The organism is Streptococcus oralis (assembly GCF_001579025.1).
Taxonomy (GTDB): domain Bacteria; phylum Bacillota; class Bacilli; order Lactobacillales; family Streptococcaceae; genus Streptococcus; species Streptococcus oralis_X.
On record NZ_KQ970235.1, the window covers coordinates 329,009 to 347,531 of the forward strand.

Sequence of the window (18,523 nt, forward strand, 5' to 3'; positions counted from 1 at the left end):
AGTTTGGAACAAAAAATGAGAAGAAATGACGAAGGGGGAAGGGTAAAAGAACAGGCAAAAAGAACTCCGGCAAGATAGCGGAGTTCTTTGGTCTAGTTTTCCTTAGTTTAAGAAAAGTCAGCCTTGCTTTTGACGTCGCTGTATTCTTCAGCGATTTCTTGGCTGAGAATGTCCTCATAGGCAGGGAGTTGGATGTCCTGTCCATATTTTTTCTTGAGTGCAGTAGTGATTAGGCGATAAGCCAGATTGGCATTACGAGAGAGGATAGGTCCGTGGAAGTAGGAACCAAAGACATTCTTGTAATGAACCCCTTCGCCGACCTTTTCTTCGTTGTTTCCATTTCCATAGATAACCTGTCCCAGTGGTTTTTGGTCATCTGAGAGGAAGGTTCGACCTTGGTGATTTTCAAATCCATAGTAGGTTTCATCGAATTCGTCATTATGAATCTTGATGTCACCGATAAAACGGTTATTGGTCTGGTTGAGTGTGTAGTGGCCCATGACTCCTAGCCCTTCGATGCGTTTTCCTGAAGCCTCAACATAATATTGCCCCAATAGTTGGAAACCACCGCAGATAGCTAGAACCACACCGTCCTTTTGGATGTAGTTGTCAATGCTTTCTTTTTTAGCAGGTAGGTCTCCTGCGATGATGCTTTGTTCAAAGTCTTGACCGCCACCGAAAAAGGCGATGTCGTAGTGATTTTCATCAAAGTCATCATGGAGAGAAACGATGTCAACTGTTACATGAGCTCCCAGTTTTTCAGCAACATACTTGAGCATGAGGATATTGCCGTTGTCCCCGTAGGTATTCATGAGGTTTCCATAGAGGTGGGCAATGTTGAGCTGATAAGGGTAGTTGCCAGCTTTTGAGGAAAGTGAAGTATAAACCATTAGTTCATCTCCTTTCTAACAATCTGACGACTAGCCAGTAGTTCACGGAATTCCAGCATAGCAGTATAGGTAGCCAGGATATAGGCATGTTTACAATCTTGGTTCTCAATGGTTTTGAGAACTTGTTCCAGATTGCTTGTTTCAGTGATTTTCTCAGCTGGATAGCCTGTCACTCGTAGACGACGTGCGATTTCAGAATGACGAACACCACCAGCGTTGATTTCAGGAATGTCCATGTCAGTGATTTGTTCAAAGTCAGCATCCCAGATCCAGCTAGTATCAATCCCATCAGCATAGTTGGCGTTGAGAAGGACAGATAGGCTAAATGGATAAGGCGCTAGTTTGATCATCTCGATAGCCTGAGTTGCACCGACTGGATTTTTAATCAAGACAAGGGTGCATTCCTTATCACCGATATGGAAGGTTTCCTGGCGTCCAAAGACAGCACGGCTTTTGTCAAATCCCTGCTTGATGAGTTGTGAATCGGCACCGAGGAAACGGGCAATAGCGACCGCAGCAAGGGCATTGTAGATATTGTAGAGCCCACCGATTTGGATTCCGTATTCTTGTCCGTCAATGACAAAGCGAGAGCGATTGTTAGTCAATTCAACCAATTCTGTCAGACGGTAGTCCAAGTCAGGACGTTTGCAACCACAATTTTCACAGATATAGGCCCCCAAGTTAGCATAGGTATTGTGCTCATATTTGAGGATGCCTTGACAGTTAGGGCAGAGAATCCCTTCGGTATTGTAGTGAGCCAGTTGGGCTGGCCCTTTTTCCAAGTCAAAACCAAAATACTGTACAGGATTTGGAATAGCTGGCTTGTAGAAAAGCGGACTGTCACCATTGAGGAGAACAGTAGCCGTAGGCACCTTACGGATGGCATCCAAAATCATGTTATAAGTCGTGTAAATCTCACCATAGCGGTCCATCTGGTCACGGAAAATATTAGTGATCACAAAAAGGCTAGGATGGATATAGTCACAGATACGAGATAGACTGGCCTCGTCAATTTCTAGAACGGCAATGTTTTTCCCAGTTTTAGAGGATTTGGCCGTCAAGAAGGTTGTTGCAATCCCTGTAATCATATTGGCACCGCTAGGATTGGTCAGAACCTGACCATAGACCTCTTTTAAAATGCCGACAGTGAGAGCAGTTGTCAGGGTTTTCCCGTTGGTTCCAGTGACCACGACAATCTCGTAGTTCTTAGCTAAATTTTGTAAAATATCTTTATCAAATTGAAGGGCGAGTTTTCCTGGGAGCGTACTTCCACGGCCAAGACGGCTTAAAACGAAGTGGGAAGAACGCCCAGCAAGAAGGCCCAAAGTAGTTTTTAATTTCATGTTTCTATTATATCATAAAAGAGGGAAAAGACAGATTTGATACTCAATGAAAATCAAAGAGCAAACTAGGAAGCTAGCCGCAGGCTGTACTTGAGTACGGCAAGGTGAAGCTGACGTAGTTTGAATTTGATTTTCGAAGAGTATGAGATTTCGCAGAAACAAAAACAGCCCGACGAGGGCTGTTGGATACGATTAAACTCAACTTAAATCGCAAACAAGTCATTCAAGTTCTCAGCCAAGGTTGGGTGAGTGAAGATTTGTTTTGTGAAGTAAGTGTAAGGAATCTTGTTGTCCATTGCAACAGTGATGATGTTGATGATTTCTTGAGAACCTTCTGAGAAGATACTTGCTCCAAGAATTTCTTTTGTTTCAGTATTGACAACAGATTTGAAGGCTCCACGAAGGTCTCCATTTACGTGACCGCGAGGCATTGCTGCAACAGGGATTTCCTTCACTGCATATGGAAGTTTCAAATCTGCTGCTTGGCTTTCAGTCAAGCCAACTTGAGAAAGTGCAGGTGTGATGAACATGGTGTTTGGTACATTGAGACGGTCTTCAAGAGTGTAGCTACCATCTCCAGCAAGGTAGCTGTAGACAACGCGGAAGTCATCAAGTGAAATGTAGGTAAATTGAGGTCCACCGTTGACGTCTCCGACTGCAAAAACACCAGGAACGTTTGTTTGACAATGCTTGTCTACTTTGATAGCACCACGCTCTGTTAGTTCAATATCGGTATTCTCAAGTTGAAGTGGTTCGACGTTTGGTTTACGTCCAGTTGCGTAGAGAAGGGCATCGAAACGGTAAGTTTCGTTTTCAGTTACGACAAGGACTTGATCACCGTCGTTTTTGATTTCGGTAGTACGGATGTTTTGAAGCAATTCAATACCGTCTTCTTCCATGTACTGTTTAGCAAGAGCTGCGATGGAAGGTTCTGCACGAGGTAGGAAAGTATCCAAGGCATCTAGGACTGTAACTTTGCTTCCAAGTTTGTTGTAAAGACCTGCAAATTCAAGACCGATATTTCCACCACCAAGGACACCAAGTTTTTCAGGCAATTTGTCCAAGTTTTGAATACCAGTCGAGTCAAAGACATTCTTACTTGTAGCAAGTCCAGGGATTGGCAAGACGTTTGAAACGGCACCGGTATTGATAACGATAGTTTCAGCAGTCAGTTCTTGTTTTTCATCACCAGCTTGGATTTCGATGACTTTGTTTGAAAGGAAGTGAGCTTCCGCATCAAAGATATCCACACCTGTACCAGCAACAGTCGCATAGTTTTTACCATTGAGGCGACTAATGATAGTATTTTTGGTAGCAATGACTTCTTCAAAAGACAAATCTTTCTCAGCAGCAACTAGCAAAGTTTTAGTTGGGATACAACCAATGTTGATACAAGTTCCACCGTACATAGCCTTACTACGTTCGATAAGGGCAACTTTTTTACCAGCTGAAGCCAATTTACCAGCTAGTGTTTTACCAGCTTTACCAAATCCGATAACGATTAAATCATAAGTTAACATTTATAGTCCTCCTATTCGCATTTCATTCTAGCACAAGAAAAAAACTTTTGCACAATTCTGCTACGGGAAATGAAGTGAGCTTGAAATGGTCCCTTCAAATCCTTTGAAAAAGAAGTTTCAGGCCACTTTACTGTTAAAAAATCGTTTACATGATTTTCCTAAAGGATTCTACTATCTTTTGCTTCCCTCTTGTGTTATACTAGATAGGTTGCAAAGAAACTAGTACTTTTCTTTCGTGGAAAAGAAGCAACATGGTATCTCTTTTTTGTAGAAGATACGTCATGAAAAGAAAAGTATAAACTAAAGCCCTATAGGGTGGCTTCGCACCACCTTTAGAAAGAAGAATAACGTGAAATTTAATGAATTTAACTTGTCTGCTGAATTGCTAGCAGAGATTGAAAAAGCTGGATTTGTAGAAGCCAGTCCCATCCAAGAACAGACCATTCCCTTGGCTCTCGAAGGAAAAGACGTTATCGGTCAAGCTCAGACAGGTACAGGAAAAACTGCAGCCTTTGGCTTGCCAACCCTTGAAAAAATCCGTACAGAAGAAGCGACCATCCAAGCCCTGGTTATCGCTCCAACTCGTGAACTCGCTGTCCAAAGCCAAGAAGAACTGTTCCGCTTTGGCCGTAGCAAAGGAGTGAAAGTTCGCTCAGTTTACGGTGGTTCCAGCATTGAAAAACAAATCAAAGCTCTTAAATCGGGTGCCCACATCGTGGTAGGAACACCAGGCCGTCTCTTGGACTTGATTAAACGGAAGGCCTTGAAATTACAAGATATTGAAACTCTGATTCTTGACGAAGCGGATGAAATGCTCAACATGGGCTTCCTTGAAGACATTGAAGCCATCATTTCCCGTGTCCCTGAAAATCGTCAAACCTTGCTCTTTTCAGCAACCATGCCAGATGCTATCAAACGTATCGGTGTTCAGTTTATGAAAGACCCAGAGCATGTGAAGATTGCTGCCAAGGAATTGACAACAGAGCTAGTGGATCAGTACTATATCCGTGTCAAGGAACAAGAGAAATTTGATACTATGACACGTCTCATGGATGTGGAACAACCAGAACTTGCTATCGTATTTGGTCGTACCAAACGCCGTGTAGATGAATTGACTCGTGGACTTAAAATTCGTGGCTTCCGTGCTGAAGGAATTCATGGTGACTTAGACCAAAATAAACGTCTTCGTGTCCTTCGTGATTTTAAAAATGGGAATCTTGATGTTCTAGTTGCGACTGACGTGGCAGCACGTGGTTTGGATATCTCAGGTGTGACCCATGTCTACAACTACGATATTCCACAAGATCCTGAAAGTTACGTTCACCGTATCGGCCGTACAGGTCGTGCTGGTAAGTCAGGTCAATCTATTACTTTCGTAGCACCAAATGAAATGGGCTACCTTCAAATCATCGAAAACTTGACTAAGAAACGCATGAAAGGCTTGAAACCAGCGACAGCAGAAGAAGCCTTCCAAGCTAAGAAACAAGTAGCTCTCAAGAAAATCGAACGTGATTTTGCGGATGAAACTATTCGTGGGAACTTTGAGAAATTTGCTAAAGATGCTCGTAAGTTAGCTGCAGAATTTAGTCCAGAAGAATTGGCTATGTATATCTTGAGTCTGACAGTCCAAGATCCAGACAGCCTTCCTGAAGTGGAGATTGCGCGTGAAAAACCACTGCCATTTAAACCATCAGGTAATGGATTCGGTGGCAAAGGTAAGGGAGGTCGTGGAGGCCGTCGTGGGGACGACCGTCGAGACCGTGATCGCCGCGGCAATGGTCGCCGTGATGATTTCAAAAAAGGCAGTCGTGGGAACGATCGTTTTGATAAAGACAGACGTTACCGTAATAAAGACAATAAAAAACCTCGCAACACTTCAAGCGAAAAGAAGACCGGCTTTGTTATTCGTAACAAAGGAGACAAATAGAAAAAAGCGATTCACAGAGTGAATCGCTTTTATATATAAGGAGACCGATAGTAAAAGAAGATGGTGATAGTAAAGGATAGGTGAAACGGAAAGGGATTTATCATGTCATCTTCTTATAATGTTATAATATCAAAAACAAAATAGGATGTCAATAAAAAAATCGCTTTTTTTCTAAAATATTTTTGCTGTTCAAAATTGCAATTAAATAAGCAATTTTCAGATAATTATTGAAATAAAGACTTTTCTATGTTATAATGGAAGCGATTATATGCGAGGTAAAAAATGGCACATTTATTAGAAAAAACAAGAAAAATCACGTCTATTCTAAAGCGCTCTGAGGAGCAACTCCAAGATGAACTTCCTTACAATGCGATCACACGTCAGTTAGCAGATATTATTGATTGTAACGCTTGTATTGTGAATAACAAGGGACGTCTCTTAGGCTACTTTATGCGTTATAAGACCAATAATGACCGTGTTGAACAGTTCTTCCAAACTAAAACCTTCCCTGAGGTCTATGTACAAGGGGCAAACATGATTTACGACACTGAAGCAAATCTTCCTGTTGAACACGATTTGACCATTTTCCCTGTGGAGAGCCGTGCGGACTTTCCAGATGGTTTGACGACCATCGCTCCGATTCATGTATCAGGGATTCGCCTAGGTTCGTTGATCATTTGGCGCAATGATAAGAAGTTTGAAGATGAAGATTTGATCCTTGTCGAGATTGCGAGCACGGTTGTAGGGATTCAACTCTTGAACTTCCAACGTGAAGAAGATGAGAAAAATATTCGCCGTCGTACTGCTGTAACCATGGCAGTCAACACCCTTTCCTATTCAGAACTTCGTGCCGTTTCAGCTATTCTAGCTGAGTTGGATGGAAATGAAGGACAATTGACTGCATCTGTCATTGCAGATCGTATCGGTATCACGCGCTCAGTAATCGTCAATGCTCTCCGCAAGCTAGAGTCGGCAGGAATCATTGAGAGTCGCTCATTAGGAATGAAGGGGACTTATCTCAAAGTTCTAATTGGTGATATTTTTGAGGAAGTGAAAAAGAGGGACTACTAATGGCAAAAGCTTTAATCTCGATTGACTATACAGAGGATTTCGTAGCAGACCATGGAAAGCTAACTGCTGGCGCACCCGCTCAAGCAATATCAAAAGCCATTGATCAGGCAACCAGATTAGCTTTTGATCGTGGAGACTATGTCTTTTTCACAATTGATGCTCATGAGGAGAAGGATACATTCCACCCAGAAAGCAAGCTCTTTCCACCACACAACATCATCGGAACTAGCGGTCGTAACCTTTATGGCCCCCTAGCTGACTTTTATGCTGAGCATGAGGCGGATAGTCGCGTCTTTTGGATGGACAAACGTCACTATTCAGCATTTTCAGGAACGGACTTAGATATCCGTTTGCGGGAACGTCGGGTAGATACGGTCATTTTGACCGGTGTATTGACTGACATTTGCGTCCTTCATACGGCTATTGATGCCTATAATTTAGGTTATCAAATCGAGATTGTCAAGCCTGCGGTTGCTTCTATTTGGCCAGAAAATCATCAGTTTGCTCTTGGGCATTTTAAGAACACATTGGGAGCAAAATTACTGGATGAAAACCTTGCTGAAATTGAACTATAAGCCTGTTGGAAAAATGAAAAAAATCTGAAAAAAGTGTTGACAAAGATTTTGAAAGTTGATATACTAGTAAAGTAATCGACGCGGGGATGGCGGAATTGGCAGACGCGCAGGACTAAGGATCCTGTGACCGCTTTAGGTCGTGAGGGTTCAAGTCCCTCTCTCCGCATAGGGTAAGAGTTAGCTTTGGCTAGCTCTTTTTGTTTTTACAAAGAAGACTAGAGGCTACGTTTCCTATATCGAAAAATATTGGTATCAAGAACTGTTCATTGTATCAGAACATTTAAACTGAGTTTTCCAATTCATTCTATCAAGAATATCCTCAAAAACTAGTCAGAAAATGAAGAACTTAGGAAATGGAAAAATACTAATCAGAAAGACGTGATTATCATTTTTAAAATGAAGTAGATTTTTGATTGGTACTAGTTCTCCTTATATAAGAAGGAAGGTTAGAGTTTGCTAGCTTTTTTGTTTTTTCAAAAAATAAATCAAAAAAATTTTCGATTTCATAAACATTTCATATTTGGATTTTATAATAGTCTTACAAATATGGAGGTGACAAATGAATCCAATCCAAAGAGCTTGGGCTTATGTCAGCAGAAAACGACTGAGAAGTTTTATTTTATTTCTGATTTTATTTGTCCTTTTAGCAGGAATTTCAGCCTGTTTGACTCTGATGAAGTCCAACAAAACAGTAGAAAGCAATCTTTACAAATCACTCAATACATCTTTTTCTATCAAAAAGATAGAAAATGGACAGACCTTCAAGTTGTCTGACCTAGCATCCGTGAGCAAGATTAAGGGACTGGAAAATGTCTCTCCTGAACTTGAGACGGTCGCAAAACTGAAAGACAAGGAAGCGGTGAGTGGTGAGCAGAGCGTAGAACGTGATGATTTGTCAGCTGCAGACAAGAACTTGGTTAGCTTAACGGCTCTTGAGGATTCATCCAAGGATGTCACCTTTACCAGTTCGGCTTTCAATCTAAAAGAAGGGCGACACCTTCAAAAAGGGGATTCCAAGAAAATCCTTATCCACGAAGAGTTGGCCAAGAAGAACGGTCTTTCGCTTCACGACAAGATTCGCTTGGATGCTGGTCAGTCCGAAGCTGGAAAGGGGCAAACAGTAGAGTTTGAAATTGTCGGCATCTTTTCTGGTAAAAAACAAGAGAAATTTACAGGCTTATCTTCCGACTTCAGTGAAAACCAAGTCTTTACAGACTATGAAAGTAGCCAAACCCTTCTGGGAAATAGTGAAGCTCAAGTCAGTGCAGCGCGCTTCTATGTAGAAAATCCTAAGGAAATGGACGGACTCATGAAGCAGGTGGAAAGCTTGGCTTTGGAAAGTCAAGGTTACCAAGTTGAGAAGGAAAACAAGGCCTTTGAACAAATCAAAGACTCAGTGGCAACCTTCCAAACCTTCCTGACCATCTTCCTTTATGGGATGTTGATAGCTGGAGCTGGAGCCTTAATTTTGGTCTTGTCCCTCTGGTTGAGAGAAAGGGTCTACGAAGTGGGGATTCTACTCGCACTTGGAAAAAGCAAGAGCTCAATCTTCCTCCAGTTCTGTTTAGAGGTAGTTTTGGTATCTCTTGGAGCTTTGCTTCCAGCATTTGTTGCAGGAAATGCCATCACATCCTATCTACTCCAAACTGTACTAGCCAGTGGAGATCAGGCAAGCTTACAAGACACGCTGGCCAAAGCAAGTGGTCTATCAACCAGTCTCCTATCCTTTGCAGAATCCTATGTCTTTCTGCTCCTGATTGGTTGCTTGTCTGTAGCCCTTTGTTTCGTATTTCTATTTAGAAAATCGCCTAAAGAAATTTTATCATCTATTAGTTAAGAAGGAGAAATCATGACTTTATTACAATTGCAAGATGTTACCTACCGTTATAAGAACACTGCTGAAGCAGTTTTATATCAGATCAAGTATAATTTTGAACCCGGAAAATTTTATAGTATCATTGGTGAGTCAGGAGCAGGAAAATCCACTCTCTTGTCTCTACTGGCTGGTCTAGATAGTCCTGTTGAAGGTTCTATCCTTTTCCAAGGAGAGGACATTCGGAATAAGGGGTATTCTTACCATCGCATGCACCATATTTCCCTGGTCTTTCAAAATTATAACTTGATAGATTATCTTTCTCCGCTGGAAAATATCCGCTTGGTCAACAAAAAAGCAAGCAAGGATACACTTCTTGAGCTTGGTTTGGATGAAAGTCAGATCAAGCGGAACGTTCTCCAGTTATCAGGTGGTCAACAGCAACGTGTAGCCATCGCTCGCAGTTTAGTCTCAGAAGCTCCAGTTATTCTAGCTGATGAGCCAACAGGAAATCTGGACCCTAAAACTGCTGGAGATATTATCGAACTGCTCAAATCACTTGCCGAGAAAACAGGTAAATGTGTGATCGTCGTCACCCACAGTAAAGAAGTGGCACAAGCGTCAGATATTACACTTGAATTAAAGGATAAGAAACTAACTGAAACTCGCAATACTACAAAATAAGATGAGCTTGTTTTGATAGCATTATGAAATCAAATCTAGAAAGGGAACCTATGTTACACAACGCATTTGCCTATGTTACAAGGAAGTTTTTCAAATCGATTGTTATCTTCCTGATTATTCTCCTCATGGCGAGCTTGAGTTTGGTCGGTTTGTCGATCAAGGGAGCTACTGCCAAGGCTTCTCAGGAGACCTTTAAAAATATCACCAATAGCTTCTCCATGCAAATCAATCGTCGCGTCAATCAAGGAACGCCACGTGGTTCTGGGAATATCAAGGGTGAGGATATCAAAAAAATCACCGAAAATAAGGCCATCGAGTCTTATGTTAAACGCATCAACGCCATCGGAGATTTGACTGGATATGAACTCATCGAAACGCCAGAAACCAAGAAAAATCTCACTGCAGACCGTGCCAAACGGTTTGGCAGCAGTTTGATGATTACAGGTGTCAATGACTCCTCGAAAGAAGATAAGTTTGTCTCTGGTTCTTACAAACTGGTCGAAGGTGAGCACCTAACCAACGACGACAAGGACAAGATCCTCATGCACAAGGACTTGGCAGCTAAACACGGTTGGAAAGTCGGAGATAAGGTCAAATTGGACTCTAATGTCTATGATGCAGACAATGAAAAAGGTGCCAAGGAAACAGTTGAAGTGACAATCAAGGGACTATTTGATGGTCACAATAAGTCAGCAGTAACCTACTCACAAGAACTCTATGAAAATACAGCTATCACAGACATTCACACAGCTGCAAAACTTTATGGATACACAGAAGACACAGCTATTTATGGGGACGCAACCTTCTTTGTAACAGCAGACAAGAACTTGGATGACGTCATGAAAGAGTTGAATGGTATCAGTGGTATCAACTGGAAGAGCTACACACTTGTGAAGAGCTCCTCTAACTACCCAGCTCTAGAGCAATCCATCTCTGGTATGTACAAGATGGCCAACCTCCTCTTCTGGGGTAGCTTGAGCTTCTCAGTTCTTCTCCTTGCCCTCTTGCTCAGTCTTTGGATCAATGCCCGTCGCAAGGAAGTAGGAATCCTCCTCTCTATCGGTCTCAAGCAGGCAAGTATCTTGGGGCAATTCATTACCGAATCTATCTTGATTGCCATCCCTGCTCTCGTTTCTGCTTACTTCCTAGCCAACTACACAGCCCGTGCAATAGGAAATACTGTTCTTGCCAATGTCACTTCAGGTGTTGCCAAGCAAGCCAGCAAGGCTGCTCAAGCCTCTAACCTTGGTGGTGGTGCAGAAGTAGACGGCTTTAGCAAGACCTTGTCAAGCCTAGACATTTCCATTCAGACATCAGACTTCATCATCGTCTTTGTCCTTGCCTTGGTTCTAGTGGTTCTCGTTATGGCGCTTGCCTCAAGCAATCTCCTTAGAAAACAACCAAAAGAGCTCTTGCTCGATAGCGAATAAAAAACTTGCTACCTATTCTCCCCTAAATGGGGTATAATATAGGTAGCATTTTTATCTATTTTATCTTGATAAGGATTCTTCCTATCAGGATGAAATAGAGAGATTTACAAGAAATTTAAAGGAATGTGAAACGTTTTTCTATGAAAATTTTAATTGTAGAAGATGAGGAGATGATCCGTGAGGGGATCAGTGACTATTTGACGGATTGTGGTTATGAAACCATTGAGGCAGCAGACGGTCAGGAAGCTCTGGAAAAATTTTCCAGCTATGAAGTAGCCCTGGTTTTACTGGATATCCAGATGCCCAAGCTTAATGGCCTAGAAGTTCTAGCGGAGATTCGTAAGACCAGTCAGGTTCCTGTCTTGATGTTGACCGCCTTTCAGGATGAGGAATACAAGATGAGCGCCTTCGCCTCTCTGGCAGACGGCTATCTGGAAAAACCCTTCTCCTTGTCTCTCTTAAAAGTGAGGGTGGATGCAATTTTCAAGCGCTACTACGATACAGGAAGAATCTTCTCCTATAAAGATACCAAGGTGGACTTTGAGAGTTACAGTGCAAGCCTAGCAGGTCAAGAAGTGGCTATCAATGCCAAGGAGTTGGAAATTCTGGACTATCTGGTGAAAAATGAAGGACGGGCCTTGACCCGTTCTCAGATAATTGATGCGGTCTGGAAGGCGACAGATGAGGTTCCCTTTGACCGTGTCATTGATGTCTATATCAAGGAACTGCGGAAAAAGCTAGACTTGGATTGCATCCTCACTGTGCGCAATGTTGGTTATAAATTGGAGAGAAAATGAAACGAACAGGTTTATTTACAAAGATTTTTATCTATACCTTCTCGATTTTTAGTGTTCTGGTTATTTGTCTTCATTTAGCCATTTATTTTCTCTTTCCCTCTACTTATCTAAGCCACCGTCAGGAAACCATTGGTCAGAAAGCGACAGCCATTGCCCAGTCCCTAGACGGAAAGGATAGGCAAAGTATTGAGCAAGTGTTGGACTTGTATTCCCAGACCAGTGATATCAAAGGAGCTGTCAAGGGAGAGATGACCGAGGACAAGTTAGAAGTCAAGGACAACCTTCCTCTAGATACGGACCGCCAGACCACTTCCCTCTTTATTGAGGAGCGTGAGGTGAAAACGCAAGATGGTAGTACAATGACTCTCCAGTTTTTAGCGTCCATGGACTTGCAAAAGGAAGCAGAGCAGATCAGTCTCCAATTTCTTCCCTATACCTTGTTGGCATCCTTTCTAATTTCCCTCTTGGTGGCCTACATCTACGCTCGGACCATTGTTGCCCCGATTTTGGAAATCAAGCGGGTGACCCGTAGGATGATGGACCTGGATGCTCAAGTGCGATTGCGCGTGGACTCTAAGGATGAGATAGGCGATCTCAAGGAACAAATCAATAGCCTTTACCAGCACCTTTTGACTGTTATTGAGGACTTGCATGACAAGAATGAAGCTATTCTTCAGCTGGAGAAGATGAAGGTTGAGTTCCTACGAGGGGCCTCTCATGAACTGAAAACCCCTCTGGCTAGTCTCAAAATCCTAATCGAAAATATGAAAGAAAATATCGGTCGTTATAAGGATAGAGACCATTATCTTGGAGTTGCCTTGGAGATTGTGGATGACCTCAGTCACCACGTTCTCCAGATATTGTCTCTCTCTTCTGTGCAGGAAATTCGAGAGGAGAAAGAAGAGGTTGACCTCCTTCAGATGACGCAAAGTCTGGTCAAGGATTATGCTTTGCTCGCCAAGGAGAGAGAACTTCAGGTAGACATTAGCTTAACCCATCAGCAGGCTTACATAAACCCATCTGTCATGAAACTAATCCTATCGAATCTCATCAGCAATGCTATCAAGCACTCTACTTCAGGTGGCCTGGTCCGCATTGGCGAGAGAGAAGGAGAACTCTTTATCGAGAATAGCTGTAGTCCTGAAGAACAAGAAAAACTGGCCCAGTCTTTTTCTGAAAATGCTAGTCGCAAGGCCAAGGGTTCAGGAATGGGACTCTTTGTGGTCAAAAGTTTATTAGAACACGAGAAATTACCTTATCATTTTGAGATGCAAGATGATCGTTTGACCTTCTTCATACGTTATCCCAAAGTTACTCAGAACTAAGGAGAAGAAAGGGTTTACATTGATTGGGTTGGAAGAAATTCAATCTAAAGTATGGGAAAAACTAGCTTTTTTTATCAAAAAGTGATAAAATGAACAATGTAAATGGGATGTCCCAAAAAATATATAGGAGGCCTGACAAATGGCAATCGTTTCAGCAGAAAAATTTGTCCAAGCAGCTCGTGACAACGGTTATGCAGTTGGTGGATTTAACACAAACAACCTTGAGTGGACTCAAGCTATCTTGCGTGCAGCAGAAGCTAAAAAAGCTCCAGTTTTGATCCAAACTTCAATGGGTGCTGCTAAATACATGGGTGGTTACAAAGTTGCTCGCAACTTGATCGCTAACCTTGTTGAGTCAATGGGTATCACTGTACCAGTAGCTATCCACCTTGACCACGGTCACTACGAAGATGCACTTGAGTGTATCGAAGTTGGTTACACTTCAATCATGTTTGATGGTTCACACCTTCCAGTTGAAGAAAACCTTAAATTGGCTAAAGACGTTGTTGAAAAAGCACACGCTAAAGGTATCTCAGTAGAAGCTGAAGTTGGTACTATCGGTGGTGAAGAAGACGGTATCATCGGTAAAGGTGAATTGGCTCCAATCGAAGACGCTAAAGCAATGGTTGCAACTGGTATTGACTTCTTGGCAGCTGGTATCGGTAACATCCACGGTCCTTACCCAGCAAACTGGGAAGGTCTTGACCTTGACCACTTGAAGAAATTGACAGAAGCTCTTCCAGGCTTCCCAATCGTATTGCACGGTGGTTCAGGTATTCCTGATGACCAAATCCAAGCAGCTATCAAACTTGGTGTTGCGAAAGTTAACGTTAACACTGAATGCCAAATCGCATTCGCTAACGCAACTCGTAAATTTGCTCGTGACTACGAAGCAAACGAAGCAGAATACGACAAGAAGAAACTCTTCGACCCACGTAAATTCTTGGCTGACGGTGTAAAAGCTATCCAAGCATCAGTTGAAGAACGTATCGACGTATTCGGTTCAGAAGGTAAAGCTTAATCTAGCTGAACAATACAGATGAAACCTGCCCATTGGGTGGGTTTTTTTGTGTCTGGATATATAGCGAATATACTGTAGAAGAACCAATCTTAAGTTGCTAAAAGGTTCTATTTTTTGTACAATAATGCTATGAAAATACTGAAAAAATGGTTTCTTGGCATTCATAGTTTCATTCTTTTGTTTTTACTCGCTACATTCATCTTTCACCGTATCAGTTTGGAAAAGGAAGAAGCCTCACTATCACCTATGGGACAACAAGTTCTTGTCAATGGACATCAAATAAATATTTACGTTGAAGGGGATGGACCTGAGACTATAGTAGTTCTCTCAGGTGCTGGTATTGCTTCTCCCATATTGGACTTTAAAAATGTATCGGAATCCTTATCGAAACGGTATAAGGTAGTCATCGTGGAGCGAGCGGGATATGGTTATAGTGATGATAGCAATCATTCAAGAGATGTGATGGAGGTTTTGTCTGAGACTCGCCAAGCTCTTTCGCAAGCAAATATCACAGGGCCGTTTATCATTCTGTCTCATTCCATGGCTAGTTTAGAGAGTCTGGCTTGGCAGGAGAAGTTTCCTGATGAAGTGAAAGCTTTGATTGGTTTAGATTGGGCATTGCCATCAAGTTATGAGAATTTAAAGCAAAATCAGACCTTACTCACTGTAGCATATTGGAGCAGCAATATTGGCTTATTACGCTACTTCCCTGAGTCCTTTTATATAAAAAATCAAACTTTGACCGAAAATGAACGAAAACAATATAAACTTCTAGCTTATAAGCAGTTGATGTCACAAGCCATGCTTCATGAATCCCAAACGGTAAAGGAAAATGCCAAGAAAGTTACTTCTAGCATCAATCCGAAAATTCCCACCTTATTACTGGTGTCTAACGGTGAAGGTACTAGTTTTAGCCAATCAGAATGGCAACGTTATGCAGAGAGATTTGCAAGCGACCAGTCTAATGTTCAAGTCGTCTATATGGATGCGCCTCACGACCTCTATCATTATCAAAGCGATGCTATTGTTTCTCGCATTAAAGAATTTTTAGAGAATAATTGAGGGGTTATAAATCTATTTGGATTGATGCCAATAATTAAATGCTGAAGAATTAACAGTAGAATCGTGAATTTTTTCGATTAAAAAAATTCTTTTTCTTACCAAAAACCTGCCCATTGGGCAGATTTTTTTGGTGTTTTAAGGAAAATATCAAACCAGAATTTTTGTTTAAAAGTATGATTTTAAGAGTGAAATCTCTAATTTCATAATCTGTAGGCAAACGCTTGCATTCTAGTTTTTATTGGACTATAATAGGTTGGTATAAAGCCTTCTGTAATAATATTGAGAAGGTGTAGAAAGTAAGGATTTAGATATTTGTAGTCAAAAATATAATGTTGCAATTCCTTGCGATAGGGAGAGATTTATGGCAATGATAGAAGTGGAACATCTTCAGAAAAATTTTGTGAAGACAGTAAAGGAACCTGGATTAAAGGGGGCTTTGCGCTCCTTTATTCATCCTGAAAAGCAGACTTTTGAAGCGGTCAAGGATTTGACCTTCGAGGTACCAAAGGGCCAGATTTTAGGCTTTATCGGAGCCAATGGTGCTGGGAAGTCGACAACCATCAAAATGCTGACAGGGATTTTAAAACCGACATCTGGTTTTTGTCGGATTAACGGCAAGATTCCGCAGGACAATCGTCAGGATTATGTTAAGGATATTGGTGTGGTCTTTGGACAACGCACCCAGCTGTGGTGGGATTTGGCTCTGCAAGAGACCTACACGGTTTTGAAAGAGATATACGATGTGCCGGACTCGCTCTTTCACAAGCGCATGGACTTTTTGAATGAGGTTTTGGATTTGAAGGAATTTATCAAGGACCCCGTGCGGACTCTTTCACTTGGCCAACGGATGCGGGCGGACATTGCGGCTTCCTTGCTCCACAATCCTAAGGTTCTCTTTTTAGATGAGCCGACCATTGGCTTGGATGTTTCGGTCAAGGATAACATTCGTCGGGCCATTACCCAAATCAATCAGGAGGAAGAGACGACTATTCTCTTGACCACTCACGACTTGAGTGATATTGAGCAACTTTGTGATCGGATTTTTATGATTGACAAGGGGCAGGAGATTTTTGATGGAACGGTGAGTCAGCTCAAGGAGACCTTTGGAAAGATGAAGACTCTTTCCTTTGAACTGGTGCCAGGGCAAAGTCATCTCGTCTCTCACTATGAAGGCCTACCTGATATGACCATTGATAGACAAGGAAATAGCCTCAACATTGAATTTGATAGTTCCCGCTACCAGTCGGCTGATATTATTAAGCAAACCCTGTCTGATTTTGAAATCCGTGATTTGAAGATGGTGGATACGGATATTGAGGATATTATCCGTCGCTTCTATCGAAAGGAGCTCTAAGATGGTCAAATTGTGGAGACGTTATAAACCCTTTATCAATGCAGGTGTTCAGGAGTTGATCACCTATCGAGTCAACTTTATTCTCTATCGGATTGGCGATGTCATGGGGGCTTTTGTCGCTTTTTATCTCTGGAAGGCTGTCTTTGATTCTTCGCAAGAGTCTTTGATTCAGGGTTTTAGTATGGCAAATATCACCCTCTACATCATTATGAGTTTTGTGACTAATCTTCTGACTAGGTCGGATTCTTCCTTTATGATTGGTGAGGAGGTCAAGGATGGTTCCATTATCATGCGTTTGTTGAGACCAGTGCATTTTGCAGCTTCTTACCTCTTTACGGAGCTTGGCTCCAAGTGGTTGATTTTTGTCAGCGTCGGGCTTCCTTTCTTGAGTGTGATTGTCTTGATGAAAATCTTATCGGGGCAAGGGATTGTAGAAGTGCTGGGCCTAACTGTACTTTATCTTTTTAGCTTGACGCTGGCTTATCTGATTAACTTTTTCTTTAATATTTGCTTTGGATTTTCAGCCTTTGTATTTAAAAATTTATGGGGTTCCAATCTCCTCAAGACTTCAATAGTGGCATTTATGTCTGGAAGTCTGATTCCCTTGGCTTTCTTTCCAAAGGTTATTTCAGATATTTTATCCTTCTTGCCTTTTTCATCTTTAATTTATACCCCGGTTATGATTATCGTTGGGAAATACGATGCCAGTCAGATTCTTCAAGCACTCTTGCTACAGTTCTTCTGGCTCATAGTGATGGTAGGTTTGTCTCAGTTGATTTGGAAACGAGTCCAGTCATTCATCACTATTCAGGGAGGTTAGTATGAAAAAATATCAACGCATGCATCTGATTTTTATCAGACAATACATCAAGCAAATCATGGAATACAAGGTGGATTTTGTGGTAGGTGTGTTGGGAGTCTTTCTGACTCAAGGCCTGAACCTCTTGTTTCTTAATGTACTCTTTCAACACATCCCCTCGCTAGAAGGTTGGACCTTTCAAGAGATTGCCTTTATTTATGGATTTTCCTTAATTCCAAAGGGATTAGATCATCTCTTTTTTGACAATCTCTGGGCTCTGGGGCAACGTTTGGTGCGAAAAGGAGAGTTTGACAAGTACCTGACGCGTCCTATCAATCCTCTTTTTCACATTCTGGTTGAGACCTTTCAGATTGATGCCTTGGGTGAACTTTTGGTCGGAGGTATTCTGCTAGCTACAACGGTATCTAGTATTGCTTGGAATCTTCCAAAGTTCCTGATTTTTCTAGTCTGCATTCCTTTTGCGACCTTGATCTATACTTCCTTGAAAATCGCGACTGCCAGCATCGCTTTTTGGACCAAGCAGTCAGGAGCCATGATTTACATTTTTTATATGTTTAATGACTTTGCCAAGTATCCGATTTCCATTTACAATTCGCTCCTTCGTTGGTTGATTAGCTTTATCGTGCCTTTCGCCTTTACGGCCTACTATCCTGCCAGCTATTTCTTGCAGGACAAAGACGGGCTCTTTAACATTGGTGGGTTGATTGTGATTTCTCTTGTCTTCTTTGTCATTTCTTTGAAACTCTGGGATAGGGGCTTGGATGCCTACGAAAGTGCCGGTTCGTAAGAGATAAAATAGAATGAGATTTAAAAATTAAATATGTTACAAACAACCGTTGAAAATTATAGCGGTTGTTTTTGCATATTTATTGAGGCATAAGTTGTATCCAT

Annotated in this window: 16 protein-coding genes and 1 tRNA gene; 14 read left to right on the forward strand and 3 right to left on the reverse strand. The window is 41.8% G+C overall.

Features of this window, described 5'->3' with window-relative positions; translation table 11 throughout:
* Positions 1-107: 107 nt before the first annotated feature.
* From gatD to SORDD27_RS01530, 3 genes are all read right to left on the reverse strand, one after another.
* Complete coding sequence (gene gatD / locus SORDD27_RS01520) at positions 108-890, reverse strand: lipid II isoglutaminyl synthase subunit GatD (RefSeq protein ID WP_061426946.1); 783 nt, start codon at positions 888-890, stop codon at positions 108-110.
* A complete protein-coding gene (murT, locus tag SORDD27_RS01525) occupies positions 890-2,233 on the reverse strand; it encodes a lipid II isoglutaminyl synthase subunit MurT (RefSeq protein ID WP_061426948.1) in 1,344 nt (447 codons plus the stop codon). Before murT ends, gatD begins: the two co-directional genes overlap by 1 nt.
* A gap of 203 nt (positions 2,234-2,436) precedes the next feature.
* The gene (locus tag SORDD27_RS01530; RefSeq protein ID WP_061426950.1) at positions 2,437-3,753 is read right to left on the reverse strand and encodes an FAD-containing oxidoreductase; all 1,317 of its coding nucleotides are present in this window, start codon (positions 3,751-3,753) and stop codon (positions 2,437-2,439) included.
* A gap of 349 nt (positions 3,754-4,102) precedes the next feature.
* Here SORDD27_RS01530 and SORDD27_RS01535 point away from each other — a divergent pair, with 349 nt between their 5' ends.
* The 14 genes from SORDD27_RS01535 to SORDD27_RS01600 all read left to right on the forward strand — a co-directional run bounded on the left by SORDD27_RS01535 (position 4,103) and on the right by SORDD27_RS01600 (position 18,419).
* Positions 4,103-5,680, forward strand: a complete 1,578-nt coding sequence (locus SORDD27_RS01535) for a degradosome RNA helicase CshA (protein WP_049479576.1) — start codon at positions 4,103-4,105, stop codon at positions 5,678-5,680.
* Between the two features lie 282 nt (positions 5,681-5,962).
* Complete coding sequence (codY, locus tag SORDD27_RS01540) at positions 5,963-6,751, forward strand: GTP-sensing pleiotropic transcriptional regulator CodY (RefSeq protein ID WP_000940725.1); 789 nt, start codon at positions 5,963-5,965, stop codon at positions 6,749-6,751.
* On the forward strand, positions 6,751-7,326 hold the full coding sequence (locus tag SORDD27_RS01545) for a cysteine hydrolase family protein (protein WP_007520431.1): 576 nt from the start codon (positions 6,751-6,753) through the stop codon (positions 7,324-7,326). The genes codY and SORDD27_RS01545 overlap by 1 nt, the downstream gene beginning before the upstream one ends.
* An 80-nt stretch (positions 7,327-7,406) precedes the next feature.
* Positions 7,407-7,492: transfer RNA gene (locus SORDD27_RS01550), tRNA-Leu, on the forward strand.
* A gap of 393 nt (positions 7,493-7,885) precedes the next feature.
* Positions 7,886-9,163: an ABC transporter permease gene (locus tag SORDD27_RS01555; RefSeq protein WP_061426952.1), complete on the forward strand. Its 1,278-nt coding sequence runs from the start codon at positions 7,886-7,888 to the stop codon at positions 9,161-9,163.
* Between the two features lie 12 nt (positions 9,164-9,175).
* Positions 9,176-9,823 carry an ABC transporter ATP-binding subunit Vex2 gene (gene vex2, locus SORDD27_RS01560; protein ID WP_000173735.1) on the forward strand — a complete coding sequence of 216 codons (648 nt, stop codon included), beginning with the start codon at positions 9,176-9,178 and terminating at the stop codon, positions 9,821-9,823.
* Between the two features lie 50 nt (positions 9,824-9,873).
* Positions 9,874-11,253: an ABC transporter permease subunit Vex3 gene (gene vex3, locus SORDD27_RS01565; RefSeq protein WP_061426954.1), complete on the forward strand. Its 1,380-nt coding sequence runs from the start codon at positions 9,874-9,876 to the stop codon at positions 11,251-11,253.
* 140 nt (positions 11,254-11,393) lie between these two features.
* Positions 11,394-12,050, forward strand: coding sequence for a response regulator transcription factor VncR (vncR, locus tag SORDD27_RS01570; RefSeq protein ID WP_049477940.1), 657 nt, complete (start codon positions 11,394-11,396; stop codon positions 12,048-12,050).
* On the forward strand, positions 12,047-13,375 hold the full coding sequence (gene vncS, locus SORDD27_RS01575) for a sensor histidine kinase VncS (RefSeq protein ID WP_061426956.1): 1,329 nt from the start codon (positions 12,047-12,049) through the stop codon (positions 13,373-13,375). Before vncR ends, vncS begins: the two co-directional genes overlap by 4 nt.
* Positions 13,376-13,514: 139 nt before the next feature.
* A complete protein-coding gene (locus tag SORDD27_RS01580; protein WP_001018995.1) occupies positions 13,515-14,396 on the forward strand; it encodes a class II fructose-bisphosphate aldolase in 882 nt (293 codons plus the stop codon).
* Positions 14,397-14,525: 129 nt separating this feature from the next.
* Positions 14,526-15,458: an alpha/beta fold hydrolase gene (locus SORDD27_RS01585; protein WP_061428033.1), complete on the forward strand. Its 933-nt coding sequence runs from the start codon at positions 14,526-14,528 to the stop codon at positions 15,456-15,458.
* A 361-nt stretch (positions 15,459-15,819) separates the two neighbouring features.
* Complete coding sequence (locus SORDD27_RS01590) at positions 15,820-16,812, forward strand: ABC transporter ATP-binding protein (RefSeq protein ID WP_061426957.1); 993 nt, start codon at positions 15,820-15,822, stop codon at positions 16,810-16,812.
* A gap of 1 nt (position 16,813) precedes the next feature.
* Positions 16,814-17,632, forward strand: coding sequence for an ABC transporter permease (locus SORDD27_RS01595; protein WP_061426959.1), 819 nt, complete (start codon positions 16,814-16,816; stop codon positions 17,630-17,632).
* 1 nt (position 17,633) lies between these two features.
* Positions 17,634-18,419 (forward strand): ABC transporter permease, encoded by a 786-nt coding sequence (locus SORDD27_RS01600; RefSeq protein ID WP_061426961.1) that lies wholly within the window; start codon positions 17,634-17,636, stop codon positions 18,417-18,419.
* Positions 18,420-18,523: the final 104 nt, after the last annotated feature.